Raw genomic sequence first — 24,370 nt, 5'->3', positions numbered from 1 at the left:
ATATGAAAGCAAAAAATTGTCTAATTTTTGGTGGAAGTGGCCAAATTGGTCGAAATTTAATTAGAAAGCTTACAAAGAATAATTATCAGGTAACTGTTGTAACTAGAAACATTCATCAAAAAAGTTACATCATTAAAACACAAGCAAATGCAGGTTATATAGATATTGTTGAAGCAAATATTTTTGATGAACTAAAAATTAGAAAGCTTTTTGAAAAAGCAGACGTATGTATAAATTTAATTGGCATTTTGTTTGAGTCAAAAAAAGGTAATACATTTAAAAATATTCATACTATTTTTCCTTCTTTGTTATCCAAACTTTCAAAAGAGTATAAACTTAAACATTTTATTCATCTATCAGCACTTGGAATAAACGATGCTATTGATTCTGATTATGCTAAAAGTAAATTGGAAGGAGAGAATAGAATACTAAAAAATTTTCCCTTAGCTACAATTATAAGACCTTCTATCGTTTATTCAGTAGATGACAATTTTACAACAAATTTCATGACTCTTTTAAATAGATTGCCAATATTTCCACTTTATTATGAAGGTAAAACCAAGTTTGCTCCAATTCATTGCTCTGACTTAACAGATGTAATTTTCAATGTAATATCAAATAATGTTAATTCCAAAATAATTGAGTGTGTTGGTCCAGAAATAATCTCATTCAAAGAAATATTAGAAAAATTATTAAATTTAATTGGAAAGAAAAGATTGTTAATACCAATCCCTTTACCAATAGCACAAATGTCAGCGAGATTTTTTGAAATAATGCCAAAACCACTTTTAACTAGAGACCAATTAAAACTTCTAAAATATGATAATATTTCATCTGAAAAATATAAATCTAATTCAGATATAGGAGTACCAAGTTTGAGATACTTCGATGATGAAGTTAAGAAATATTGCTATATGTGGAGGGAAGGCGGTCAATTTTCCACAGAAAAATACAATTCAGACAATATAGATATTAAAACGAGTTAAAATCCTAAGCTGATTGAATTTTCTTTTCAATAAATTCTGGAACTTCCTCTTTTTCTGTAACTTCTTCCTTTTTACCTTTTGGTTGATAAGCATAAAGTAAATGAAGCTTACAATAAGAGAAATCTTTTAAAGAGGATCTGCCACAAAAATAAAATTCTTTTTCATCTGGATGACCTATTGGCCATTTACATGAACTTTCGTCTAACTCTTCTAATTGTTTAGGGTTTTCTGGTTCAAAATCTTTTTCAATTATTAAAGATTTAAACTTACTTTTACGACCTCTTTTTGACTGAACGTTATTCTGCTCAATTGAATTTTCGAAATTTTTATTAGAAGTAGCAGTCCTTGTTTTTATTTTTGCTGAAAGATTTAATCTATGAGCTTTACCAATTACAGCGTTACGACTTATGCCACCTATAATCTCAGCTATTTGACTTGCTGTATTACCTTTGCCCCACAACTCTTTTAATTTAGAAACTTTCTCCTCATTCCAACTCATAACTATATATTGTGTTAATTAATTTTAAAATGACAATATACTGTTATTAATTTAATTAAAACAAACAAAAAATTAGAGTTATCAACAATAAAAGCCTAATGCAGATTTACTTCGCTTTTCAATCATAACTTGTATCTATGAAATAAAATTTATAAAAACAAATTTAATTTATGAGCAATTTAGCAAAAAACTATAACAGAAAAAAAATATCATTTAAGTATGGCAAGGGAAGTTATCTTTATTCTACTGATGGAAAAAAATATCTTGATTTTGTAATGGGTATTGCCGTTAATTCTTTAGGCCATGCACATCCAAGTTTAGTTAAAACAATAAATAAACAATCTAAAATGCTTTGGCATGTTTCAAATGCTTTCCAAATTCCAGAAGGAGAAAATTTAGCTAAAAAGTTATGTAAAAAAACATTTGCTGATTATGTAATGTTTCAAAATAGTGGAGCAGAGGCAACAGAGGCAGCTATTAAAGTTGCTAGAAGATATTTTTTTTCAATAGGTAAACCAAATAAAAATAGAATTTTATGCATTAAAAATTCATTTCATGGAAGAACATTGGCTGCAATTTATGCGAGTGGATCAATGAAGATGACACAAGGATTTGGTCCTAAAGTAAATGGATTTGATCATTTTAAATTTGGTGATCACAAGGCCTTAGAAAAGAAAATTACAAAGAATACAGCAGCTATAATGGTTGAAACGATAATGGGAGAAGGTGGAATTAAAGTTATTCCAGATTTTTGTTTAAGAGAGCTTAGAAAATTATGTGATAAGAAAAAAATTCTTTTAATTCTAGATGAAGTTCAATGTGGAATAGGCAGATCAGGAGATTTTTTTGCATTTGAAAAATCTAAAGTGAAACCAGACATAGTCCCAATAGCTAAAGGAATTGGAGGTGGATTTCCAATAGGAGCAGTTCTTATGAATAAAAAAGTTGCTGCAGGCATGATACCTGGCACACATGGATCTACATTTGGAGGAAATCCACTAGCTATGTCAGTTGGAAATAAAGTAATGGATATAGTTTCAAATAAAAAGTTTCTAAATAATGTAAAAAAATTATCTAAATATTTCTTATCAAACTTAAACAAAATTAAGGAAAAATATCCTGGCATTATTAAACAAATAAGAGGAAGAGGTTTTTTAATTGGAATACAGTTACATGAAGATCAGACAAATTTTATTAAAAAATTAATGGAAAATAAATTATTAACTATTCGTGCTGCAGAAAATGTCGTCAGAGTTTTACCACCTCTTAATGTTAAAAAAAGTGAGCTTGATGAAGCTTTAAAAATTATAAATAAAGTTTGCAGTAAATTTAAATAGTTATGAAACATTTTATAAATTTAAAAGATATTCCTAGTAAAGATTTAAGAAAAATAATTACTGATGCAAAAAAAAGAAAAAGTTCTAGAAAAAAACTTAATACATTGGAGACAGATAGAGGCGCTCCACTAAAGGGTAAAATTTTGATCCAAATGTTTGAAAAACCAAGCTTAAGAACAAGAATGAGCTTTTATTTAGCAATAAAACAGCTTGGAGGAGGTACAGTAACACTTAGATCCAATGAACTTCATTTAGGACAAGGTGGTGAAAGTATATCAGATACAGCGAAGGTTTTATCAACTTATGGTGATGGATTTATGTTGAGAACAGATAGCGATAAAAAAATTGAAGATTTTAAAAAATATTTATCTATCCCAGTGATTAATGGTTTGAGCCCGTCCTCTCATCCAACACAAGTACTTTCCGATGTTTTTACAGTTGAGGAGATTACAAAAAAACCTATCTCTAAATTAAATATTTGTTGGATTGGTGATTCAAATAATGTTTTAGATAGTTTGATTGCTGCTTCTGTTAAATTTTCATTCAAGCTAAGTATTGGTTGTCCAAAAAACTTCGAGCCAGGAAAAGAAGTGAGAAATTGGGTAAAAAAAAATAAGAGAAAAATTTATATTTATAATGATCCAAAAAAAGCTGCTAGCAGAGCCGATGTAATTTTTTCTGATAAAGTTATTTCTTTAAATGATAAAGTTAATAAGAAGAAAAAAATACAAGCATTTAAAAAATTTAAAATTGATAAAAAATTAATGAGTTTTGCAAATAAGGATTGTATTTTTTTACATTGTCTGCCTAGAGGGAATGAAGTTTCTGAAGATATTTTCTTAGGAAAAAAATCTCATGTGTGGGTACAGGCTCTTAATAGAGTTCACGTTCAAAAAAGTATACTGTTGTATTGTTTTGGAAAATTAAGGTAGTGGGACAGGGCTATCTGAATTTTCATTTAGATACTTAATTACTGAAGCTCTATCTGCTTCTTTTCTTAACCCTGCATAAGCCATTTTTGTACCTTTAATATATTTTGCAGGTTTTTTTAGAAATCCATTTAGCTCTTCAAATGTCCATTCTTTTTCATAAGCAGCTAATGCTTTTGAGTACTTATAATCTTCAACTGCTCCAACTTTTCTTCCAACGACATTATATAAAGCTGGACCTATAGCATTTTTTCCACCTTTGATTATTGAGTGACAGGCTGCACACTTTTTAAATATTTTTTCTCCACTTGCTATATTTCCCATAGCCATTAATGCAGCAATGTCGACTTTTTCTTCTGCAGTAGTTGTTGCAGAAGATGATGCAGTAGATACTTGTTCAACTTCTACCGTGTAACCTGGAGTTTCTGGTTTTTCTACATGAAAAATGACATCAGATAATTTTCCTATACCAATAACGAGAAGTGCTACCATTAGAACTGCAGCTACAATTTTGTTAATTTCAAAAGAATCCATTTTTATAAATTTAATTTTGAACGTATAACATGATAAACTAAAATTTGACTAAAATTTAATGTACAAATTTGCCTCTATTTTGATTAGTGATTAATGAAAACTCTTATAATTATACCCTCTAGATTATCCGCAACTAGGCTTCCAGGAAAACCATTATTAAAAATCAATGATATTTCAATTATTTCACATGTATTTAATAAGGCAAAAGAAGCAAATATTGGAGAGGTAATTGTTGCTGCAGAGGATCAAGAGATTGTCAATGATGTTAAAAATAATGGAGGAAATGCTATTTTAACAAGTGATCAACATAAAACTGGTACAGACCGAATTTATGAAGCTTATCAAAAACTCAACTTAGATAATATTGGTTTTATAATGAACCTACAGGGTGACGAGCCAGCAATAAATATAGAGGATATCGTAAACCTAAACCAAATGATGATAGATCACAAAGCAAAAATAGGAACTCTTGCTGCTAAAATTGAGAATAAATCAGATTTAGCAAATGAGAATATAGTTAAAGTTATTACTGAAAATAATTTAGAAGATGACCCATTTTCTAAAGCAAAAATATTTTTAAGGAAATCTGAAGATACCTCAAATATTTATCACCATATTGGAATTTACTGTTATTCATCTGAAATTCTTAAAAACTTTATTGAATTACCACAATCAAAAAATGAAATTGAAAATAAATTAGAACAACTTCGAGCTCTAGACAATAATATCAAAATAAATGTTGCTCTAGCAAGCAAAGCCCCTATAGGAGTTGATACAGAGGAAGATTATCTGGCCTTAAAAAAAATAATGGAATATAAGTCCTGATGGGTAAAATATATTTTCAAGGAACATTTGGAGCTTATTCTCATTTAGCAGCGTTATCAATCGACCCTGATGCTGAAATTTTACCTTGTAAAACTTTTGATGATTGTTTTAATAAGGCTTCAGAAGAACCTGATTGTAGAATAATAATTCCAGAGTCCAATAGAATTACAGGAAATATAGGAATTGAGTATTTAATCTTTAAGCATAGGTTGAATATTTACCGAGAGCACTTTCAAAAAATCGAACATAATTTATTAGGTCAACAGGGAGCTAAACTGTCTGATATAAAAGAAGTTTATTCTCATGCACAGGGTTTGTCGCAATGTTCAAATTTCATAAAAGAAAATAATATTGCTGAACATATAAGAGCAGATACAGCTGGATCAGCCGAAATGATTTCTAAAACAAAAGACAAAAAACAGGCGGCAATAGCATCATCTCTAAGTGCTGAAATTTATAATCTTGATGTAATTAAAAAAAATATAGAAAACGAGAGTGGAAATTTAACACGATTTCTTGTTATGGGAAAAAATATATCTCAACCTGAGTTTGGAAATAAAAAATATATAACTTCATTTTTATTTAAACTTAAAAGTAAACCTGCAGCTCTTTATCAATCGCTTGGTGGATTTGCTATCAATGGAGTAAATCTTACTAAGCTTCAAAGTTACCCTGAAAAAAATTCTTTCGACTCTTATTTTTTCTTATGTGATTTAGATGGACATATTGAAGATTCAAAAGTTCAAAAATCTCTTGAAGAGCTAGGCTTACATTGTGAGGATTTTCACGTCCTAGGTGTTTTTGAAGCCGATAGTTTGAGACAAAAAAAACAATAATCTTTTCTTGTAGATTAGAAATTTTAACTGCTATAATAGATTTGGAGGCTAGAGGTGGATGCTGCTTGAACCCGACCAGATCTTAACGGAAGCAGTCGTAGAGACAGTTATTCAGGTTCTAGTCTCCTTAAAAAATTTATGAATAACAATTCAAAAGTACTAGCTCTTAAATATAGACCTCAAATATTTGATGATCTTATTGGTCAAGAAGTTGTTGCTGAAACAATTATCAATTCTATAAAAGCCGACAAAGTACCTAATGCATATTTGTTTACTGGAATTAGAGGGATTGGAAAAACTACAACAGCAAGAATTGTAGCAAAAGCCTTGAATTGCTCAAATGGTATTGAAAAAATGTGCAATTATAATTTATGTGAAAATTGTCAGTCTATTGCAAACTCAAGTCACATTGATGTACTTGAAATGGATGCGGCCAGCAAGACAGGAGTTGATGATGTTAGAGATCTAATTGAGTTTTCCAGATACGGACCTACTTCAGCAAAGTACAAAATTTTTATAATCGATGAAGTTCATATGTTAAGCAAACAAGCATTTAATGCTTTACTAAAAACATTGGAAGAACCACCTTCATATTTAAAATTTATATTTGCAACAACAGAAATAAAAAAAATTCCTATAACAGTCGTTTCAAGGTGTCAGCGTTTTGATCTTTCAAGGATTAAATCTTCTGAATTGTTAGATTTTATAAAAAAAATTAAAGATAAAGAAAACGGAAAAATTACGGATGATGCTCTAAAATTAATTGTAAAAATATCAGAGGGCTCAGTAAGAGATGCATTATCTCTGTTAGATAGAGCGTTATTGAGTTTAGACAATGATAAAGAACTAGATTTAAATTCTGCTCAAAAGATTTTTGGTTATTTTGATAAATCACAATTAATTGATTTATTTGAATTGATATTAAGAGGAGAAGAAGAAAAGGTAATAAAAATTTATAGAAAAATATACGATCAGGGAGTTGAACCAAAAATATTTTTAAATGATTTTTTAGAACTGTTGTATTACTTTAAAAATATAAATTCTTTAACTTTAGAAAGTACAAATTTTTCTCTCAATGATGAAGAATTTAACAAAATAAAAAATATTTCTAATCAAATCCAACCAGATGTATTAATTTTATTTTGGCAATTTTCTATCAAGTCGTTAGAAGAATTAGATATTGTATCAAATCAACATTTATCAATTGAGATGTTTTTGATTAGATTAATGCACTTAAGTTCTGTAAAACAAGTTAAACAAATAGATACAAAACCTACAGAAGAAAATTCAACTAGCAAAATTGAAATAAAAACAGAGACTAAAATTATTGACCAAATAAAAAATATTTCTCAAGAAGAAAAAAAGAATCCTGAAATACAAACTGAAGTTAAAGCAGAAATTAAAACTCAAATTAATTCTTTTGATGAATTAATTGCTACTTGCACAAATAAAAGAGAATTAAAACTTAAATTTGAGTTAGAGAAAAATGTCAATTTGGTTAAATTTGAAAAAAATAGGATTGAGATTTCATTTAATGATAGCCTTGATAAAGATTTTGTAAAAGATCTTTCCTCAAAGCTTTTTGAATGGACAAAAGAAAGATGGATTATCACACTTAGTAAATCAAAAGGAGATCTTTCAATTAGAGAAAAGAAAGAAAATGAAAAAAAAATATTAATTGAAAAAGCTAAACAAACTGAAATTTATAAAAACTTTATGGAAAATTTTCCTGATGCAGAACTGGTAGATGTTAAATCGATAATTAAGGAGGATAAAAATAATGACTGATTTTAATAAAATATTAGATAAAGCAAAAGAACTTGAAGCAAAAATGAAAGAGAGTCAGCAAAAAATTAAGGAGATTAGAGTAGAGGGTATTTCTGGCTTAAATTCAGCAAAAATCGTCTTGGATGGAGAAGGTGAAATGCAATCAATTAAACTGTCCGATGAAATAATGAAAGAAGACAAATCAATAATAGAAGATTTAATTGTAGCTGCACATAATAACGCCAAATCACAATTAAAGTCGAAAACATCAGAAGAGATATCAAAAGCTACAGGTGGATTTGGAATACCTGGTTTTAAGTGGCCACTATAGCAGATGCAAAATATTAACGAGATTGAGGAATTAATAAAATTAATTTCAAAGCTTCCAGGTTTAGGACCAAAATCTGCCAAAAGGATTGTTTTAAAACTCATTAATAACCGCGATGAATTAGTAAAACCAATGGCAAATACATTGGCTCAAGTTTATAAAAATGTAACTAGATGTAATTCTTGTGGTTCACTTAAATCAATTTCAACTGGATGTATAAATTGTGAAAATACAAGAAATAAATATTCAAAGATTTGTGTAGTAGAAGATATTGCTGACCAGTGGTCGATTGAAAATTCAAATATTTATCAAGGGTATTTTCATATTCTTGGAGGCACCATTTCATCAGTAGGTCAAAGAAAAGAAGATTTACTTGTAAACTCGTTGGTTGAGAGAGTTAATCGAGATAAAATTGAAGAAGTTATATTAGCCACAAGTGCAACTGTTGAAGGTCAAACTACTGCTTACTACATTCAAGATAGTCTAAAAAATTCTAATGTAAAAATTACAAAACTTGCACAAGGGTTACCTGTAGGTGGTGAAATTGAAAGTTTAGACGATGGGACTTTATTTTCTGCTTTTAAAAATCGGTCTAACTTAGTTTCTAATTCAGACTAGACTTTTTACCAAGTCTATTTAAATGCAGTAATGGTTCAGTATAACCAGAAGGTTGTTCTTTTCCTTTAAACACCAAATCACAAGCAGTTTGAAATGCAATTGAATTTTCAAAGTTATTACTCATTCTTATGTAATTAGAATCATTTTTATTTTGATCATCTACAATTTTAGCCATGTCTTTAAGAATTTCTACAACTTGAATTTTTGTTGTAATTCCATGATGTATCCAATTTGCAATATGTTGAGATGAAATTCTAAGTGTGGCTCTATCTTCCATCAAACCTACGTTATTTATATCTGGTACTTTGGAGCATCCAACTCCTTGATCAATCCATCTGACAACATAACCTAATAGAGTTTGAGCTGAGTTAGAAATTTCTTTATTAATCTCATCTACAGACCAATTTGGTCTATCAGCAGTAGGTATTGTTAAAAGATCATCAAGCTTTGCCTGTTCTCTATCTTTTATTTTTTGTTGTTCATCAAAAATATTTATTTCGTGATAATGTAGCGCATGCAAAGCTGCAGCAGTAGGAGATGGAACCCATGCACAATTTGCACCTGCTTTTAAATGTCCAGTTTTTTGCTCCATCATATCTTTCATTTTATCTGGCATTGCCCACATACCTTTTCCAATTTGAGCTTTTCCAGAAAATCCACATTTTATTCCAATATCAACATTATTGTTTTCATAGGCTGTAATCCACTTTGAAGTTTTCATGTCACCTTTTTTAATCATCGGACCAGCTTCCATAGAGGTGTGCATTTCATCACCAGTTCTGTCTAGAAATCCTGTATTTATAAAGAAAACTCTATTTTTTAACGATCTAATGCACTCTTTTAAATTAGCTGAAGTTCTTCTTTCCTCATCCATTATTCCAATCTTGCAGGTGTATTTTGGCAAACCTAAAACTTCCTCAACTTTTGAGAAAAGCAAATCAGTAAATGCAGTTTCATCTGGTCCATGCATTTTTGGTTTCACAATATAAATAGAACCAGTTCTTGAATTGTTTTTTTTTTTAATATCATGAAGGGCAGCAGCTGTAGTAATGAATGCATCCATTATTCCTTCTGGAACTTCACTACCATCTTTTAAAATTATTGATGGATTAGTCATTAAGTGACCAACATTTCTAACTAGCAGTAAACTTCTTCCATGAAGCTTTAAACCTTTTCCATCTTTTGAAATATAGCTTCTATTAGGATTAAGTTTTCTTTCAAATAATTTTCCTTCTTTTTCAAATTTTGATTTTAGATCACCTTTCATTAGACCTAGCCAATTTCTGTAACAAACAATTTTATCTTCTGCATCTACAGCAGCTACACTATCTTCGTTATCACATATAGTTGACACCGCAGATTCTAAAATTATGTCACTAATACCAGCATGATCTTGTTGAGCCGCAAAAGCTCTTGAATCTTTTAAAATTTCTATATGTAAATTGTTATTTTTTAAAATTATTGCAGACGGGTTGTCAGCTTCACCCCTATGACCAATAAACTTATTCTCATCTACCAAATCATAAATATCAGCACCTTTTAAAGCTTTAAATTTTCCATACTTAACCGCGAAACTTGTAATTTTTTGCCAACTCAATCCTGCTAATGGAAAATATTTATCTAAAAAATCTCTTCCATATTTTATTACCATCTCACCTCTTAACGGATCGTATCTTTCAGATACGCTATCTTCTGATTGTTCAATTACATCTGTTCCATACAGACTATCGTATAAGCTCATCCATCTAGCATTAGCTGCATTTAATGTGTATCTCGCATTCATAACTGGTACAACAAGTTGAGGCCCTGCAATACTTGTTATTTCCTCATCAACATTTTGAGTTGATATTTCAAAATCGTCACCTTCTTCTTTCAAATAACCAATTTCTGTTAGAAATTTTTTATATTCCGACAAATTAAATTCATTTCCCTTATTTTTTATATGCCAATTGTCTATTTGTTTTTGTAAGTCTTCTCTAAATTTTATTAATTCTTTATTTCTAGGTGCTAATTCATTGACTGTTTTCTCAAACCCTGACCAAAAATTATCAACAGATAGATCTGTTTCTTTTAATAGCTCGTCGCTAATAAATTGAGAAAGTTTTTCAGATACTTTTAAAGTATTTATATTTATATATTTTTCTTGCATATCACCTAAATTACCCCATCTGTATTTTTGCCTGAGAGTTTTGCTCCTTCGGCGGAATTAATTCTCTTTCCAGAGTGTTATGCAACTATCGGTCCTTTTTACCTGAGAGTTTCCGGGGTGGTTGCTCCTTCGGTGCTAAATTTATTAGTCTCTCCCGATAGCAAAGTATGTATCTTCTTCTAGAAAAGAGTCAATTAATAACAATTACACTTTAAATTAAATATCATTTTATTGCCTTTTTTATGAATTAACCATCCGCTATAACCATATTATGAAAAATTATCTTAATTTTGAAACTGAGATTAAAGATTTAGAGACAGAATTGGAAAAATTAAAAGATCCCTACAATCAAGAGGGATTGTCAGAAGTAGATACGCAAAAAATTTCAAAAACACAAGTTGAGTTAGATCAAAAATTAAATGATATATATTCAAACCTAGATCCATGGCAAACCACCATGGTTGCAAGACATGAAGACAGACCAAAGTCTAAATTTTTCATAGATAATTTATTCGAAGATTTTATTTCTCTATCTGGAGACCGTTACTATGGAGAAGATAAATCTGTACTTACAGGTTTTGCAAAATTCAATGGTTATTCGGTTTTGGTTATTGGCCAAGAAAAGGGTGAAGATTTAGATAGTAGAATTGAAAGAAATTTTGGGATGATGCGACCTGAGGGTTACAGAAAAACTATTCGATTAATGAATTTAGCAAATAAATTTAAAATTCCAATTATCTCTTTTATAGATACGCCAGGTGCTTATCCTGGTGTTGGTGCAGAGGAAAGAGGTCAAGCTGAGGCAATAGCAAAATCGATTGAATGTTGCATGGAACTTAAGGTGCCAACTATTGCAATAATTATAGGAGAAGGTGGCTCAGGTGGTGCGATTGCATTAGCATCGTCTAACAAAGTTATCATGCTAGAAAATGCTATTTATTCAGTTATATCTCCTGAAGGCTGCGCAACTATATTGTGGAGAGATCCAAAAAAAATGCTTGATGCAGCAAAAGCAATGAAGCTTTCTGCAAAAGATTTATTAAAATTAAAAGTTATTGATGAAATAATCCCAGAACCTTTAGGTGGTGCTCACAGGGATAGAGACCTGATGCTAGACAATGTTAGAAAATCTATTTCTAAAAATTTAGATCAATACAAAGAAATGACTTCAGAAGATATAACGAATGAAAGAAAAAATAAATTTTTAAAAATTGGAAGAAATGATGGTTTTATGAACAATGTAGAAGATTTAAGCAATTTGACTATTAAGAAAAATAATTTTGATAATATTTTCAAATCAAAAAAATTATTATTTGGTATTGGTGCAGGTTTATTATTTTTAGTTTCCTTATTTTTTCTTTTTTAAGAATTATAAAGCTCCATGGCAATGTTTAAACTTCTTGCCTGATCCACAGAAGCAAGGTTCATTTCTTCCCATTTTTTTGGTTTGTGGTTTTGGATTTACTCTTTCCTCATTGGAAGGTCTTTCTTCTGTTATAACTTTTAAATTCATTAAAATTGTAACGTAGTCTAATTTTAGTTTTTCTAATAAATTTGAAAATAAATCAAAAGCTTCTTTTTTATATTCAACTAAAGGATCTCTTTGACCGTAAGATCTTAATCCAATTACTTGTCTAAGTTGTTCTAAATATTGTATATGTGATTTCCAATTCAAATCTATTGTTTGCAAAAATATTCTTTTTTCAATTTCTTTTGCATGCTGCTCGTTTAGAACTTTAATTCTTTCATTACGTGTCTCATTAAATTTTGAGGATATTTGCTCTTTTAGTTCATTATCTTTTGCAGAAATCAAACTTTCAAGGTCAGTATCATTAAAACTTTTCCCAACAATTTGCCTAACTTTATTGTTAAATTCATTACTTTTTGGATTAGATAAATTTTGAATTTTTAATTTTATCAAGTCTGCTGATATTTCTTTTAAAAATTCGTCGGAATAATCGAAAATATTTTCAGTATTCATTGCGTTCTTTCTTTGAGAAAACACAACATGTCTTTGGTCATTCAAGACATTGTCAAATTTGATAAGTGTTTTTCTGATATCAAAATTTCTGGCTTCAACTTTTTGTTGAGCTCTTTCTAATGCTTTGTTGATCCAGGGGTGATCAATACTTTCACCATCTTTTAAACCAAGTTTTTCAAGCATATTATTCATAGATTCTGAGCCAAAAATTCTCATCAAATCATCTTCTAAACTTACATAAAATACAGAACTACCCTCATCTCCTTGTCGTCCAGCTCTTCCTCTTGCTTGATTGTCCACTCTTCTAGACTCCATTCTTTCTGTACCAATTACAAATAAGCCACCTAGAGATTTAATTTTTTCTTTATCTATTTTTAACTGATCATCAGGAATTGATCCTTTTTTTCCACCAAGCTGGATGTCAACACCCCTACCAGAAATACTGGTTGTAATTATCAAAGATTTTTCTTTTCCAGCATTTGCAATAATTTCGGCTTCATTTTCATGGTTCTTTGCATTTAAAACTACGTGTTTAATATTTTTTTCATTTAATAATTTAGAATAAACTTCAGATTTGTTGATACTAGACGTGAAAACCAAAATTGGTTGACCAACTTCATGTTTTTCAATGATCTTATTAATTATTGCATCATTTTTTTCTTTTTCAGTTCTAAAGATCAAATCATTGTAGTCCTTTCGGATCATTTCTTTATTTGTTGGTATTACAACGACTGAAAGATTATATATCTCAAAAAATTCCTCAGACTCTGTGACCGCAGTTCCAGTGCAACCTGATATTTTCTTATACAGTTTAAAATAATTTTGATATGTAATAGATGCTAAAGTTTGATTTTCAGCCTGTATCTGAATTTTTTCTTTAGCTTCAAGAGCCTGATGAAGTCCGTCTCCAAATCTTCTTCCTTCTAAAATTCTACCAGTCAACTCATCTATAATTTTAAGAACTCCATCTTTTACAATGTAATCTTTTCCTTTTACAAATAAATGATTTGCACGAAGTGCTTGATTTACGTGGTGAACTAAATGAAGATTTTCTGGGTCATAAAAATTATTATTTTTTAGTATACCTGCATTAGAAAAAAGTTTTTCAACATTATTAATACCCTCGTTTGTTAAAAGTATATTTTTTTCTTTCTCATCTATTTCAAAATCTTTATTATTTAAAATTTTAACAAGTTTATCTATTGCTAGATATTGAGCAGTTTTATCTTCTGCAGCTCCAGAAATTACAAGTGGAGTCCTTGCTTCATCAATTAAACAGGAATCTATTTCATCTACAATTGAAAATACATGAGATCTTTGAACCATCTCTTTTTGAGAAAACTTCATGTTATCTCTTAGATAGTCAAATCCTAATTCACTGTTGGTTGCATAAGTGATGTCACAATTATAGTTTTTTTTTCTTTCTAGATCATCTTGGCCATTATTTATAAATCCAGAGGTAAGACCAAGAAAATTATATATGAGACCCATTTCCATAGAATCTCTTTTTGCCAAGTAATCATTAACTGTTACTATATGAACTCCATTTTCAGAAAGCGCATTTAAATAAGCTGCCAAAGCAATAGTGAGCGTTTTTCCTTCACCTGTTCTCATTTCAGCAATTTTACCTTCGTGAAGAACTACTCCCCCAATAAGTTGAACATCAAAGTGTCTTTCTTGTCTTGTTCTTTTTGCAGCTTCTCTTACTAGTGCAAATGCTTCCGGTAGAATTTCTTCTAAACTTTTTCCATTTTTTAATTGATTTTTAAATTCAACTGTTTTTTTTGGAAAGTCTTTATCACTTAATTTTATGAATTGTTCCTCGTGTGAATTTATTTTTTCCACAATTTTTCCAATTCTATCTAGTTCTTTTTGATTACTAGATTTGATAAATTTTGTAATTAGGTTAAGCGGATTAAACATGACTATTTGATTTATTCTTTAAATATATTGTTTAATATATGTATTAAACAATTATTTTAAATATCATGGGTATTAATTTAACAAATTTTTTAAACTCGAAATCAAAAAATACCAGAATGATGGATTTCCAGGACCTTGATCATATAGATGGCTTATCTATTTCAGCTATAAGTGCAGATTTATACAAAACTAAAAGAGATGATTTAGTAATGTTTTACTTTAGAGATGGTGCAAATCATGCCTCTGTCTATACACAGTCAAAAATTATCTCAGAAAATATTAAATGGAATATAAATCAAAAATCAAAAAAAATTTACTCTCTTATTGTGAATACTAGAAACGCAAATGCTTTCACGGGCAAACAAGGTTACGAAAGTCTTGCAAAAATTGCTGATTTAGCTTCTGAGCAATTATCAAAAAAACAAGTTGAAGATGAAGATTATCCAAAAAAAATTACTCCAAAGGAAATTATTTTTGGATGCACAGGTACAATAGGTGAAACCTTTCCACGTGATAAGATAATAGTTCAAATTCCAAACTTGATTAAAAAAATTAACTATACACAAAACAAATTTCTTTGGATGAAAGCAGCTTTAGGAATAATGACCACTGATACAAAACCAAAACTTGCGATGGAACAATGTAAAATTGGAGATAAAGAGGTAAAAATTTATGGTGTTGCCAAAGGTTCAGGTATGATATTTCCAAATATGGGAACCACCTTGGCATACATATTTACTGATGCCAACTTATCGAATGATATTTTAAGTAAATTATTAAAAAATAATATTACAAATACATTTAACGCTATCTCATGTGATGGAGATACAAGCACAAATGATATGGTTAGTATTTTTGCAACAAATAAAGCAAACAATTCAAATATTAAAAATATTAATGATATAAAACTAAAAAAATTCGACAGAGCATTAAACAATGTTTTGTTAAATTTAGCCAAAAGAGTAGTTTCTGATGGAGAAGGAGCATCAAAATTTGTCACTATAAATATTAATAAAAGCAAAAGCGAACAAGATGCAAAGACAATTGCTTTCTCAATAGCAAATTCAGCTTTGGTAAAAACAGCTATTGCGGGTGAAGATCCAAACTGGGGACGAATAGTGATGGCAATAGGAAAAGCAGGACCAAAAATAAATTTAAATAAATTAGGTTTGAAATTTGGAAATTATCAAATAATTCAGGATGGAAAATTAAATAAGAACTACGATGAAAAATTAGTAGAGGAATATATGAAAGGTGAAAATATAGATGTCACTGTAGATTTGTTTACTGGTACTAAAAGCTTTACTGCTTTTACTATGGATTTTACAAAAAATTATATTGAGATTAATGCTGATTATAGAAGTTGAACATATTGAAATATAAATTTTGATAACTAATTCTATACTATGATTAAATACAAACTTTTGTGTAACGACTGTGAATTGAAGTTTGATAGCTGGTTCTCATCTTCATCAGAATATGAAAAATTAAAAAAGAAAAAACTTTTAATCTGTCACAACTGTAATTCTGAAAAAGTTGAAAAAACATTAATGGCTCCTCAGCTAATAAGTAGAAAAGCTAAAAATGAAGAAAAATTTGATACTCAGAAGTACAAAAAAATTAAGAAAACAATTAAAAATTACCAAAAGTTTATAAAAGATAATTTTAAGTATGTCGGTGATAATTTTGCATATGAAGCTAGATCTATTCACTACAATAGCAAGAAACCTGCAAAAGGGATATATGGTAAAGCCTCTCAGAAAGACATTAAAGAGCTCAAAGAAGAGGGCATAGATACACAAATAATTCCTTGGGTTGATGAAAAAGAAAATTAGTTTTTCTTAAATTCAGTAATATAATTTACTGATAAATCTTTAGAAACATTCCATTCATCCTTCAGAATGTTAAAATTCATTCCATCTATTTTTTTGAGATTAAGATTGTTTTTGATTAGTATATTTTTTAATTCCTCTGGCTTAATAAACTTTTCCCATTCGTGGGTGCCAATAGGAAGCCATCTCAAAACATATTCCGCACCAATAATTGCAAATATATAAGATTTTAAGGTTTTATTTATAGTTGCAACAAACATTAATCCATTTTTTTTTAAAAGGTTAGCACATGATTTTAAAAAAAAATCAACATTCTCAACATGTTCAACAATCTCCATGTTCAAAATTACATCAAATTTTTTTGTAGTTTTTAGTTTTTCGGGCGATGAACATATATAGTTTATTTTAAGATTGTTTTTTTTTGCATGCAAGTTTGCTATGGCAATATTTTTATTTGAAGCATCGATTGCTGTAACATTAGCACCTAATCTACACATGGGCTCAGATAACAATCCACCTCCACATCCAATATCAAGAACATTTATTCCAGAAAGAGGATATTTTTTATTTTTAAGTTGAAATTCCTTAATTATATTTTCTTTAATATATTTTATTCTTATAGGATTAAATTTATGAAGAGGTTTAAATTTTCCTTCTGGATCCCACCATTCAGCCGCCATATTTGAAAATTTTTCTATTTCTTTTTTATTAATACTGTTCATAATATATAATTAGTTGACATAACAATTAAGATGTACTTTATCAATTTATAATTAAATTATATTAATTCAACTGATCATGAAAACTGTTGTACTAAAATTTGGTGGAACTTCTGTTGGTAGTATCGATAGGATAAAAAAAGTATGCAAAATTATAGCTGCTTATAAAAAGAAAAAAAATAGAGTTTTGGTGATTTCGTCAGCAATGAGTGGAGTTACCAATGAGCTTGTAAAAAAATCGAAGCAAATTAGTAATAATTTTAGCAGATCTGAGTATGATGCACTTGTCTCCACTGGAGAACAGGTTTCATGTGCTTTAATTGCAGGAAGACTTACTCATGATGGTTTCAAATCTAGGTCATGGGTTTCTTGGCAATTACCAATAATTACTGATGGACCTTATTCTGGAGCAAGAATAAATAAGATAGTTACAAAAGAATTAAATAATTATGTGAAACAAGGTGGGATTCCAATTGTTACTGGTTTTCAAGGAATTAATAATGAAAATAGAATTACCACAATAGGAAGAAGTGGTTCTGATGCCACTGCAATTATGTTAGCAAAATTTATTAAAGCTGATGAATGTATAATTTATACAGATGTTGATGGTGTTTATACTACTGATCCAAGACAACACAAAAAAGCAAAGAAAATTAAAAAAATATTTTATGATGAAATGTTAGAAATGGCATCTTTAGGATCAAAAGTGATGCAACCAACATCAGTTCAAGATGCAAAGTTAAATAACATTGATATTAAAGTAAAATCTTCATTTGTTAATAAACCAGGTACATTAATAACAGGCTCTAAAAAAGCGTTTAGCGATCAAATTATTACCGGGATATCTTCAACTAAAAATGACGCCAAGATCACAATTGTAGGAGTTAAAGATAGACCTGGTGTTGCTGCTTCAGTTTTTAGACCACTATCAAGAAATTTAATTAACGTTGATATGGTCGTACAAAATATTTCTCAAAACGGAAAAGATACTGACTTAACTTTTACGATTAAATCTGATGATCTGAAAAAAACTGAGAAATTAATTAAGCAAAATAAATCGATATCTTATAAAAAAATTTCTTTTGATAAAAATCTCTCCAAAGTTTCTATAATTGGAGTTGGAATGATTACTACACCTGGAATTACTTACAGGATGTTTCAAGCTTTAGCTTCAAAAAAAATAAACATTTTAGTTATATCAACATCTGAAATTAAAATTTCAGTATTAGTTTCATCAAAAAATGTAAAAAAAGCAATAGCCGCTCTTCATAAAGAATTTAAACTAGATTAAACTTATGAATGTAAGACCATTTAGAAATATAAATCGAAAAAAAACTAAAGTAATTAACGTTGGTAATGTTAAAGTCGGTGGTGACAATCCAATATCAATTCAATCAATGACCAATACTTTGACTACAGATATTTCAGCTACTATAGAACAAATAAATAAAATTCACGAAGAGGGTGCCGACTTGGTTAGAGTTTCCTGTCCAGATGAAGACTCTTCAAAAGCCTTAAAAGAAATTACAAAAAATGTTCAAATACCTGTAATTGCAGACATTCATTTTCATTATAAAAGAGCTATAGAAGCTGCAGAAAATGGAGCAAAGTGTTTAAGAATAAATCCTGGAAATATTGGCGATAAAAATAAAATCCATGAGGTTTTAAGCGCAGCAAAAAATAATGATTGTTCAATTCGAATAGGAGTTAATGCAGGTTCTCTAGAAAAAGATATTCTAGAAAAGTATAAAGAGCCATGCCCTGAGGCATTAGTAGAGAGTGCAAAAAGAAATATTAAAATATTAGAGGATCAAGATTTTTTTAATTTCAAGATAAGCGTTAAGTCCTCTGATGTATTTTTGTCGATTGCAGCTTATAGACAGCTTTCGGATGCTACTGATTATCCTCTTCATCTTGGAATAACTGAGGCTGGAAGTTTTATATCAGGAAGTGTTAAGTCTTCAATAGGACTAGGTTCATTACTATTAGACGGAATAGGTGACACCTTAAGAGTTTCTTTGTCAGATGATCCTGTAAAAGAGGTTAAGATTGGAAATGAAATCCTTAAATCTTTAGGATTACGAAATAGAGGGGTTAAAATAATTTCCTGTCCATCTTGTGCAAGGCAAGCGTTTCAAGTAATTGATACAGTTAAAATTTTAGAGGAAAAATTATCTCACATAAAAACTCCAATTACCTTATCTATAATTGGCTGTGTTGTGAACGGACCTGGTGAGGCTGCTTTAACTGATATTGGAATAACTGGGGGTGGAAAAGGTAATAACATGCTTTATTTATCTGGGGTACAAAGTGAAAAAGTATTAACTAATGATATAGTTAATAAAGTTATAGCAGAAGTTGAAAAAAAAGCCTCTGAATTAGAGAATTAACAATGATACCAACAAAGACTATTGAAGAATTAATCATAAAACATTCCACACTAGAAAAAGATCTATCATCAGGAAATTTAGATAATAAAGTATTTGCTGAAAAGTCAAAAGAATATTCGGATGTTAATGAAATAATTATAAATGCTAAAAAATATTTATCTTTCGAAAATGAAAAACAAGAATTAGAGAAAATATTAGAGGACAACTCATCAGATAAAGAATTAAAAAATATGGCTGAGTTAGAACTTGTTGATTTGAAATCTCAACATGAGATTAATGAAAAGAAATTAAAATTATTTCTACTACCAAAAGATGAAGCAGATAAAAAAAATGCAATAATAGAAATAAGAGCTGGAACAGGAGGTTTAGAGGCAAGTTTATTTGCTTCAGATCTTTTCAAAATGTATGAAAAAGTAAGTCATAAAAAAAAGTGGTCATTAGAACTTATTTCTATTTCAAGAAGTGATGCTGGAGGTTTAAAAGAGGTAATTGCATCTATTAAAGGTACCAATATATATTCAACATTAAAATATGAGAGTGGTGTACATAGAGTTCAAAGAGTTCCAGATACTGAAACACAAGGAAGAGTGCATACATCTGCGGCCACTGTTGCTGTATTACCTGAAGCTGAAGAAGTAGATTTAAAAATAAATGACTCTGACTTAAGAATTGACGTTTTTCGAGCAGGTGGTCCAGGAGGACAATCAGTTAACACAACCGATAGCGCTGTTAGAATAACTCATATACCCACTGGTTTATCCGTTTCTCAACAAGATGAAAAATCACAGCACAAAAATAAAGCAAAAGGAATGAAAATTTTAAGAGCAAGATTATATGAACTTGAAAGATCAAGAATTGATCAAGAAAGATCACAAGATAGAAAAACTAAAATTGGTACTGGAGATAGATCTGAAAGAATTAGAACTTATAATTTTCCACAGGGTAGAGTTACAGATCACAGAATAAATTTAACTTTGCATAAATTAGAGGAATTTCTTGAAGGTGAAGCCTTTGATGAAATGATAGAGTCACTCACACTTCAAGCACAAGAAGAAAGTTTAAGTAATTTAAAATAAATGAATATTCAATCAGCAATAACTCAAGGTGCTCAAATTTTAAAAGATGAATTTTGTTTTAATCCCTATTTGGACTCAGAAATTTTAATGTCAAAAGCAATTAATAAAGATAAAAAATACTTAATTCTTAATTCTCAAGAAAAAATAGGAGAAATAAATTTAAATTTGTTTCAAAAACTAATTAATGAAAGGTCCAAAGGTAAGCCGGTATCGCATTTAACTAATAAAAAGTTATTTTGGAATTCAGAATTTTTTGTAACAGAAGATACTTTAATACCTCGTCCTGATACTGAGCTAATTGTTGAAAATATTTTAAATTTAACAAAAAATAAAAGTAAACTTAGTATTTTAGATATTGGCATAGGATCTGGATGTATACTTTTGTCTATATTAAAAGAGAAAAAAGATTTTTATGGAACAGGGATAGATGTAAGCAAAAATTGTTTAAAAATAGCTAATATGAATGCAACTAATTTAAAAGTCCTTAGTAGACTTAAATTATATAAATCTAATGTTGACAAATTTAGTTTGGGCAAATATGATTTAATTGTTTCTAATCCTCCATATATCAAAAAACATATTATAAAATATTTGGATAAAGGAGTTGCTAAGTTTGAACCAAAAATAGCACTAGATGGTGGATTAGATGGTTTATCAGTAATCAGAAAAGTTATTAAAAAATCGTCTGAGCTGATTAAAAAAAAAGGTAAATTTATTTTAGAGATCGGTTTTGATCAAAAAAATAAAGTAATTAAATTGTTAAATAAAGAGGGTTTTTATATAAATAGTGTTCTAAAAGATCTTGCTTATAATGATCGATGCATAATCTGCACAAAAATATAATTATTTAAATCATGGTAACATTTAGGAATAACAGCAATAACAACAATAGAAGAAATAATTTTAGAAGAAACGATAGAAATTTTAAATCTAGTGGTGAAAGACAGAAATTTAGTTCAAATTTTTCTAACGGTGATAATTTCAAAAGAAAGTCTCCAGGAAGAAATAATCATAATGCACCAAAATTGATTGAAAAGTACAATGATTTAGCTAGAGAAGCTTTGTCAAATGGTGACAAAATTCTCTCTGAAAATTACCTTCAGCACGCTGATCATTTTACAAGAATACTAAATGAAAGAGAAAGCTTCAAAAAAGAGAGAAATTTAGAGGAGAAATCTGATCAAAATGGAAAAGAAACAAATAAGCAATCAGAAAATGTTGAAGTTTCTGAAAAAAATTTAAAAGACAATTCTAACTTAGATATTCAAGCTGAAACACCAGTAGAGGCTAATTAATTTAAACCTATTATCTTTTCAGATTTAAGAACATCTATTTTAATTTTTTTTGTTTCAAATAATTTTCTCTCTTTACCTTTTAATATTTTACCTGAAGGAAGCTTTAATTTTTGAGAATTAACTTTTTTTCCATTTACAATTACTTCGTAATGCAAATGAGGTCCAGTAGATTTACCCGTGGAACCAACGTAACCTATTGTTTGACCTTGTTTTACTCTTACTCCTGTTTTAATACCACGAGCAAACTTCGACATGTGAGCATACACTGTTTGATAAGTTGAGTTATGTCTTATTTTTACACAGTTACCACCTCCACCACACCATCCAGCTTTTTTTACAACACCATCACCAGATGCCATTATAGGTGTTCCTGTTGGTGCTGCAAAATCAGTACCTCTATGCATTTTATTGTATCCATCTATAGGATGTTTTCTCATACCAAAAGGAGATGAAAGTCTTGCTCCATTAATTGGAGTTTTCATTAAAGCTTTTTTAACACTCTTACCATTTTTATCATAATGTCCTTCGCTTCCTTCTTTATCAAAATAGTATAGTCCGTTATCTTGACCACTTAATTTTAAATTAGCAAAAAGTATTTCTCCTGTTTCAATGATTTCATTTTTATCATTAAGGAAAATTTCATACATTATTTGAAACTTATCTTGTTTTCTTATATCTCTTTGAAAATCTACTTGAAAACCATATATCCTAGCAAATTCAATTATTATATTTGCTGGTATTTTTTCATCTGTTGCAGCTTTATATAGACTTTGTAAAATTAAGTTTTCTTTGTAGACTATTTTTTTTTCTAATTTAATTGATATAATTTTATCATTAAAAGTATTTTTAGTATTATCTCTTACTAAAAATATTTTTTGTTTATTTGATATTTGAAGAGTAAATTCATTAATTTGATTACTAGTTTTATCTAAGCTGAATTCAATAATTTGTTTGGTATTTAATTTATTAAGATTAACTTTTTTTTTTAAAGCACTTTTTATTTCTAATATTTCTTTTTTTTGTATTAGATAATTCTCTAAAATTTCATCAAATGTTTCGCCAGATTTTATTTTATGTTTTATTTTTTTATATTTTGGTTCAAGGTTCTCAACTATGTGAGTAAGTGTTTTTTTAAAATAGATGTTATCTATAAAATTATCATAGATTTCTAAATTCTCTTTTTTTGTTGAAATAAAATAACTAGTGGAGATAGCCGTAAGAATAATCAATAAAACTAAGCCAGAAATTTCAATATTTTTTTTAATCTTACTAAATAGATTTTTAAACATTTTATATTTAAGTGAACACAATTATTAGTTTAGAGAGTGGTAAAAATCAAAAAAAAGCCCTTAAAATGGGGTGTTTTTATTTAAAAATTTATTCTTAAATGCTTGATTTCCATTATTTTTAGCCTATAAGCACTGAACTTTCTCAGTAAAATTATTGTTAACACAATAAATTAGTGAGGATTATTGAGCCTTTTTTGCTCAATTAGCTATTTTAAAAGTTAAAATTTAAGAAGAGAAGTGTGGACGGTTAAGGTTACCAAAAATTTGTCGTACACACTTCAATCACATATGAATTTTATTCTTAGAATTTATATGGAAGCTAGTGTGCGCCGTTTTTAAACTTGAGAGTTTGATCATGGCTCAGAACGTACGCTGGCGGCACGCCTAACACATGCAAGTCGAACGAAGTAGCAATACTTAGTGGCAGACGGGTGAGTAACATGTAGGTATCTACCCTTTGGCCTGGAATAACACGAGGAAACTTGTGCTAATACCGGATAAGTCTTTACGGAGAAAGCTTTATGCACCATTGGATGAGCCTGCACTTGATTAGTTTGTTGGTGGGGTAATGGCCTACCAAGACTGTGATCAATAGCTGATTTGAGAGGATGATCAGCCACATTGGGACTGAGACACGGCCCAAACTCCTACGGGAGGCAGCAGTGGGGAATCTTGCACAATGGAGGAAACTCTGATGCAGCGATGCCGCGTGAGTGAAGAAGGCCCTTGGGTTGTAAAGCTCTTTCGTCGGGGAAGAAAATGACTGTACCCGAATAAGAAGGTCCGGCTAACTTCGTGCCAGCAGCCGCGGTAATACGAAGGGACCTAGCGTAGTTCGGAATTACTGGGCTTAAAGAGTTCGTAGGTGGTTGAAAAAGTTAGTGGTGAAATCCCAGAGCTTAACTCTGGAACTGCCATTAAAACTTTTCAGCTAGAGTATGATAGAGGAAAGCAGAATTTCTAGTGTAGAGGTGAAATTCGTAGATATTAGAAAGAATACCAATTGCGAAGGCAGCTTTCTGGATCATTACTGACACTGAGGAACGAAAGCATGGGT

22 protein-coding genes, 1 rRNA gene and 1 riboswitch (1 of these 24 running past the window's edge) are annotated in these 24,370 nt (G+C 29.5%); of the genes, 17 read left to right on the top strand and 6 right to left on the bottom strand.

The genetic code is table 11. The features are described 5' to 3' along the window. Positions 1–2 precede the first annotated feature (2 nt). Positions 3–986 (top strand): complex I NDUFA9 subunit family protein, encoded by a 984-nt coding sequence (locus tag ACTTBE_RS04650; RefSeq protein ID WP_440677375.1) that lies wholly within the window; start codon positions 3–5, stop codon positions 984–986. Between the two features lie 4 nt (positions 987–990). On the opposite strand, the gene ACTTBE_RS04645 is transcribed toward ACTTBE_RS04650, so the two are convergent. Beyond that, on the bottom strand, positions 991–1,485 hold the full coding sequence (locus tag ACTTBE_RS04645) for a GcrA family cell cycle regulator (RefSeq protein WP_440677374.1): 495 nt from the start codon (positions 1,483–1,485) through the stop codon (positions 991–993). Positions 1,486–1,655: 170 nt separating this feature from the next. On the opposite strand from ACTTBE_RS04645, the gene ACTTBE_RS04640 reads away from it, so the two are divergent. Continuing rightward, on the top strand, positions 1,656–2,822 hold the full coding sequence (locus ACTTBE_RS04640) for an aspartate aminotransferase family protein (RefSeq protein ID WP_440677373.1): 1,167 nt from the start codon (positions 1,656–1,658) through the stop codon (positions 2,820–2,822). A gap of 2 nt (positions 2,823–2,824) precedes the next feature. Beyond that, positions 2,825–3,754, top strand: coding sequence for an ornithine carbamoyltransferase (gene argF / locus ACTTBE_RS04635; RefSeq protein WP_440677372.1), 930 nt, complete (start codon positions 2,825–2,827; stop codon positions 3,752–3,754). On the opposite strand, the gene ACTTBE_RS04630 is transcribed toward argF, so the two are convergent. Further along, the gene (locus ACTTBE_RS04630) at positions 3,746–4,285 is read right to left on the bottom strand and encodes a c-type cytochrome (RefSeq protein ID WP_440677371.1); all 540 of its coding nucleotides are present in this window, start codon (positions 4,283–4,285) and stop codon (positions 3,746–3,748) included. The two genes, argF and ACTTBE_RS04630, sit on opposite strands and share 9 nt — an antisense overlap. 93 nt (positions 4,286–4,378) lie before the next feature. Between ACTTBE_RS04630 and kdsB the strand changes: the two genes are divergently transcribed. The 5 genes from kdsB to recR all read left to right on the top strand — a co-directional run bounded on the left by kdsB (position 4,379) and on the right by recR (position 8,659). After that, positions 4,379–5,110 (top strand): 3-deoxy-manno-octulosonate cytidylyltransferase, encoded by a 732-nt coding sequence (kdsB, locus tag ACTTBE_RS04625; protein WP_440677370.1) that lies wholly within the window; start codon positions 4,379–4,381, stop codon positions 5,108–5,110. Then, on the top strand, positions 5,110–5,946 hold the full coding sequence (locus tag ACTTBE_RS04620) for a prephenate dehydratase domain-containing protein (RefSeq protein ID WP_440613462.1): 837 nt from the start codon (positions 5,110–5,112) through the stop codon (positions 5,944–5,946). Before kdsB ends, ACTTBE_RS04620 begins: the two co-directional genes overlap by 1 nt. Positions 5,947–6,084: 138 nt before the next feature. After that, on the top strand, positions 6,085–7,734 hold the full coding sequence (gene dnaX / locus ACTTBE_RS04615) for a DNA polymerase III subunit gamma/tau (protein ID WP_440677369.1): 1,650 nt from the start codon (positions 6,085–6,087) through the stop codon (positions 7,732–7,734). Further along, entirely contained in the window at positions 7,727–8,044 is a 318-nt protein-coding gene (locus tag ACTTBE_RS04610) for a YbaB/EbfC family nucleoid-associated protein (RefSeq protein WP_440677368.1), read from the top strand. Before dnaX ends, ACTTBE_RS04610 begins: the two co-directional genes overlap by 8 nt. Positions 8,045–8,047: 3 nt before the next feature. Beyond that, positions 8,048–8,659: a recombination mediator RecR gene (gene recR, locus ACTTBE_RS04605; protein ID WP_262590179.1), complete on the top strand. Its 612-nt coding sequence runs from the start codon at positions 8,048–8,050 to the stop codon at positions 8,657–8,659. On the opposite strand, the gene ACTTBE_RS04600 is transcribed toward recR, so the two are convergent. Then, positions 8,646–10,808, bottom strand: coding sequence for a malate synthase G (locus tag ACTTBE_RS04600; protein WP_440677367.1), 2,163 nt, complete (start codon positions 10,806–10,808; stop codon positions 8,646–8,648). The two genes, recR and ACTTBE_RS04600, sit on opposite strands and share 14 nt — an antisense overlap. 79 nt (positions 10,809–10,887) lie before the next feature. Next, a riboswitch (glycine riboswitch) is annotated at positions 10,888–10,975 on the bottom strand. A gap of 104 nt (positions 10,976–11,079) precedes the next feature. Between ACTTBE_RS04600 and ACTTBE_RS04595 the strand changes: the two genes are divergently transcribed. Further along, positions 11,080–12,174 (top strand): acetyl-CoA carboxylase carboxyltransferase subunit alpha, encoded by a 1,095-nt coding sequence (locus ACTTBE_RS04595; protein WP_440677366.1) that lies wholly within the window; start codon positions 11,080–11,082, stop codon positions 12,172–12,174. Positions 12,175–12,177: 3 nt separating this feature from the next. Here ACTTBE_RS04595 and secA read toward each other — a convergent pair whose 3' ends face one another. Continuing rightward, the gene (gene secA, locus ACTTBE_RS04590; RefSeq protein WP_440677365.1) at positions 12,178–14,712 is read right to left on the bottom strand and encodes a preprotein translocase subunit SecA; all 2,535 of its coding nucleotides are present in this window, start codon (positions 14,710–14,712) and stop codon (positions 12,178–12,180) included. Positions 14,713–14,777: 65 nt separating this feature from the next. Between secA and argJ the strand changes: the two genes are divergently transcribed. Both argJ and ACTTBE_RS04580 read left to right on the top strand, forming a co-directional pair. After that, entirely contained in the window at positions 14,778–16,079 is a 1,302-nt protein-coding gene (gene argJ / locus ACTTBE_RS04585; RefSeq protein WP_440677364.1) for a bifunctional glutamate N-acetyltransferase/amino-acid acetyltransferase ArgJ, read from the top strand. A gap of 39 nt (positions 16,080–16,118) precedes the next feature. Continuing rightward, positions 16,119–16,547, top strand: a complete 429-nt coding sequence (locus ACTTBE_RS04580; RefSeq protein WP_440677363.1) for a DUF1178 family protein — start codon at positions 16,119–16,121, stop codon at positions 16,545–16,547. Here the strand turns inward: ACTTBE_RS04580 and ubiG are convergent. Next, positions 16,544–17,266, bottom strand: coding sequence for a bifunctional 2-polyprenyl-6-hydroxyphenol methylase/3-demethylubiquinol 3-O-methyltransferase UbiG (gene ubiG, locus ACTTBE_RS04575; RefSeq protein ID WP_440677362.1), 723 nt, complete (start codon positions 17,264–17,266; stop codon positions 16,544–16,546). The two genes, ACTTBE_RS04580 and ubiG, sit on opposite strands and share 4 nt — an antisense overlap. 76 nt (positions 17,267–17,342) lie before the next feature. On the opposite strand from ubiG, the gene ACTTBE_RS04570 reads away from it, so the two are divergent. Genes ACTTBE_RS04570 through ACTTBE_RS04550 form a run of 5 tightly spaced genes read left to right on the top strand, consistent with a single transcriptional unit; the run spans position 17,343 to position 22,024 of the window. After that, a complete protein-coding gene (locus ACTTBE_RS04570) occupies positions 17,343–18,554 on the top strand; it encodes an aspartate kinase (protein ID WP_440677361.1) in 1,212 nt (403 codons plus the stop codon). Between the two features lie 4 nt (positions 18,555–18,558). Beyond that, entirely contained in the window at positions 18,559–19,653 is a 1,095-nt protein-coding gene (ispG, locus tag ACTTBE_RS04565; protein WP_440677360.1) for a flavodoxin-dependent (E)-4-hydroxy-3-methylbut-2-enyl-diphosphate synthase, read from the top strand. Positions 19,654–19,655: 2 nt separating this feature from the next. Next, positions 19,656–20,729 carry a peptide chain release factor 1 gene (gene prfA, locus ACTTBE_RS04560; protein ID WP_440677359.1) on the top strand — a complete coding sequence of 358 codons (1,074 nt, stop codon included), beginning with the start codon at positions 19,656–19,658 and terminating at the stop codon, positions 20,727–20,729. Then, positions 20,730–21,572: a peptide chain release factor N(5)-glutamine methyltransferase gene (gene prmC / locus ACTTBE_RS04555; protein WP_440677358.1), complete on the top strand. Its 843-nt coding sequence runs from the start codon at positions 20,730–20,732 to the stop codon at positions 21,570–21,572. Between the two features lie 11 nt (positions 21,573–21,583). Beyond that, entirely contained in the window at positions 21,584–22,024 is a 441-nt protein-coding gene (locus ACTTBE_RS04550) for a DUF4167 domain-containing protein (protein ID WP_440677357.1), read from the top strand. Here ACTTBE_RS04550 and ACTTBE_RS04545 read toward each other — a convergent pair. Then, on the bottom strand, positions 22,021–23,313 hold the full coding sequence (locus ACTTBE_RS04545) for a peptidoglycan DD-metalloendopeptidase family protein (RefSeq protein ID WP_440677356.1): 1,293 nt from the start codon (positions 23,311–23,313) through the stop codon (positions 22,021–22,023). The genes ACTTBE_RS04550 and ACTTBE_RS04545 overlap by 4 nt on opposite strands. A gap of 337 nt (positions 23,314–23,650) precedes the next feature. Between ACTTBE_RS04545 and ACTTBE_RS04540 the strand changes: the two genes are divergently transcribed. After that, positions 23,651–24,370 (top strand): 16S ribosomal RNA (locus ACTTBE_RS04540); it runs 755 nt beyond the window's last position.

Origin of the sequence: Candidatus Pelagibacter sp. HIMB1587, assembly GCF_052047775.1 — a bacterium.
Classification (GTDB): Bacteria; Pseudomonadota; Alphaproteobacteria; order Pelagibacterales; family Pelagibacteraceae; genus Pelagibacter.
Note: the sequence above shows the minus strand (reverse complement) of the source record. Positions and strands in the feature narration are given on the sequence as shown.

Bases quoted from the DNA above. Each gene is read 5' to 3' on its own strand.
- ACTTBE_RS04650 (WP_440677375.1), top strand. From the start codon at position 3: ATGAAAGCAAAAAATTGTCTAATTTTTGGTGGAAGTGGCCAAATTGGT.
- ACTTBE_RS04645 (WP_440677374.1), bottom strand. From the start codon at position 1,485: ATGAGTTGGAATGAGGAGAAAGTTTCTAAATTAAAAGAGTTGTGGGGC.
- ACTTBE_RS04640 (WP_440677373.1), top strand. From the start codon at position 1,656: ATGAGCAATTTAGCAAAAAACTATAACAGAAAAAAAATATCATTTAAG.
- argF (WP_440677372.1), top strand. From the start codon at position 2,825: ATGAAACATTTTATAAATTTAAAAGATATTCCTAGTAAAGATTTAAGA.
- ACTTBE_RS04630 (WP_440677371.1), bottom strand. From the start codon at position 4,285: ATGGATTCTTTTGAAATTAACAAAATTGTAGCTGCAGTTCTAATGGTA.
- kdsB (WP_440677370.1), top strand. From the start codon at position 4,379: ATGAAAACTCTTATAATTATACCCTCTAGATTATCCGCAACTAGGCTT.
- ACTTBE_RS04620 (WP_440613462.1), top strand. From the start codon at position 5,110: ATGGGTAAAATATATTTTCAAGGAACATTTGGAGCTTATTCTCATTTA.
- dnaX (WP_440677369.1), top strand. From the start codon at position 6,085: ATGAATAACAATTCAAAAGTACTAGCTCTTAAATATAGACCTCAAATA.
- ACTTBE_RS04610 (WP_440677368.1), top strand. From the start codon at position 7,727: ATGACTGATTTTAATAAAATATTAGATAAAGCAAAAGAACTTGAAGCA.
- recR (WP_262590179.1), top strand. From the start codon at position 8,048: ATGCAAAATATTAACGAGATTGAGGAATTAATAAAATTAATTTCAAAG.
- ACTTBE_RS04600 (WP_440677367.1), bottom strand. From the start codon at position 10,808: ATGCAAGAAAAATATATAAATATAAATACTTTAAAAGTATCTGAAAAA.
- ACTTBE_RS04595 (WP_440677366.1), top strand. From the start codon at position 11,080: ATGAAAAATTATCTTAATTTTGAAACTGAGATTAAAGATTTAGAGACA.
- secA (WP_440677365.1), bottom strand. From the start codon at position 14,712: ATGTTTAATCCGCTTAACCTAATTACAAAATTTATCAAATCTAGTAAT.
- argJ (WP_440677364.1), top strand. From the start codon at position 14,778: ATGGGTATTAATTTAACAAATTTTTTAAACTCGAAATCAAAAAATACC.
- ACTTBE_RS04580 (WP_440677363.1), top strand. From the start codon at position 16,119: ATGATTAAATACAAACTTTTGTGTAACGACTGTGAATTGAAGTTTGAT.
- ubiG (WP_440677362.1), bottom strand. From the start codon at position 17,266: ATGAACAGTATTAATAAAAAAGAAATAGAAAAATTTTCAAATATGGCG.
- ACTTBE_RS04570 (WP_440677361.1), top strand. From the start codon at position 17,343: ATGAAAACTGTTGTACTAAAATTTGGTGGAACTTCTGTTGGTAGTATC.
- ispG (WP_440677360.1), top strand. From the start codon at position 18,559: ATGAATGTAAGACCATTTAGAAATATAAATCGAAAAAAAACTAAAGTA.
- prfA (WP_440677359.1), top strand. From the start codon at position 19,656: ATGATACCAACAAAGACTATTGAAGAATTAATCATAAAACATTCCACA.
- prmC (WP_440677358.1), top strand. From the start codon at position 20,730: ATGAATATTCAATCAGCAATAACTCAAGGTGCTCAAATTTTAAAAGAT.
- ACTTBE_RS04550 (WP_440677357.1), top strand. From the start codon at position 21,584: ATGGTAACATTTAGGAATAACAGCAATAACAACAATAGAAGAAATAAT.
- ACTTBE_RS04545 (WP_440677356.1), bottom strand. From the start codon at position 23,313: ATGTTTAAAAATCTATTTAGTAAGATTAAAAAAAATATTGAAATTTCT.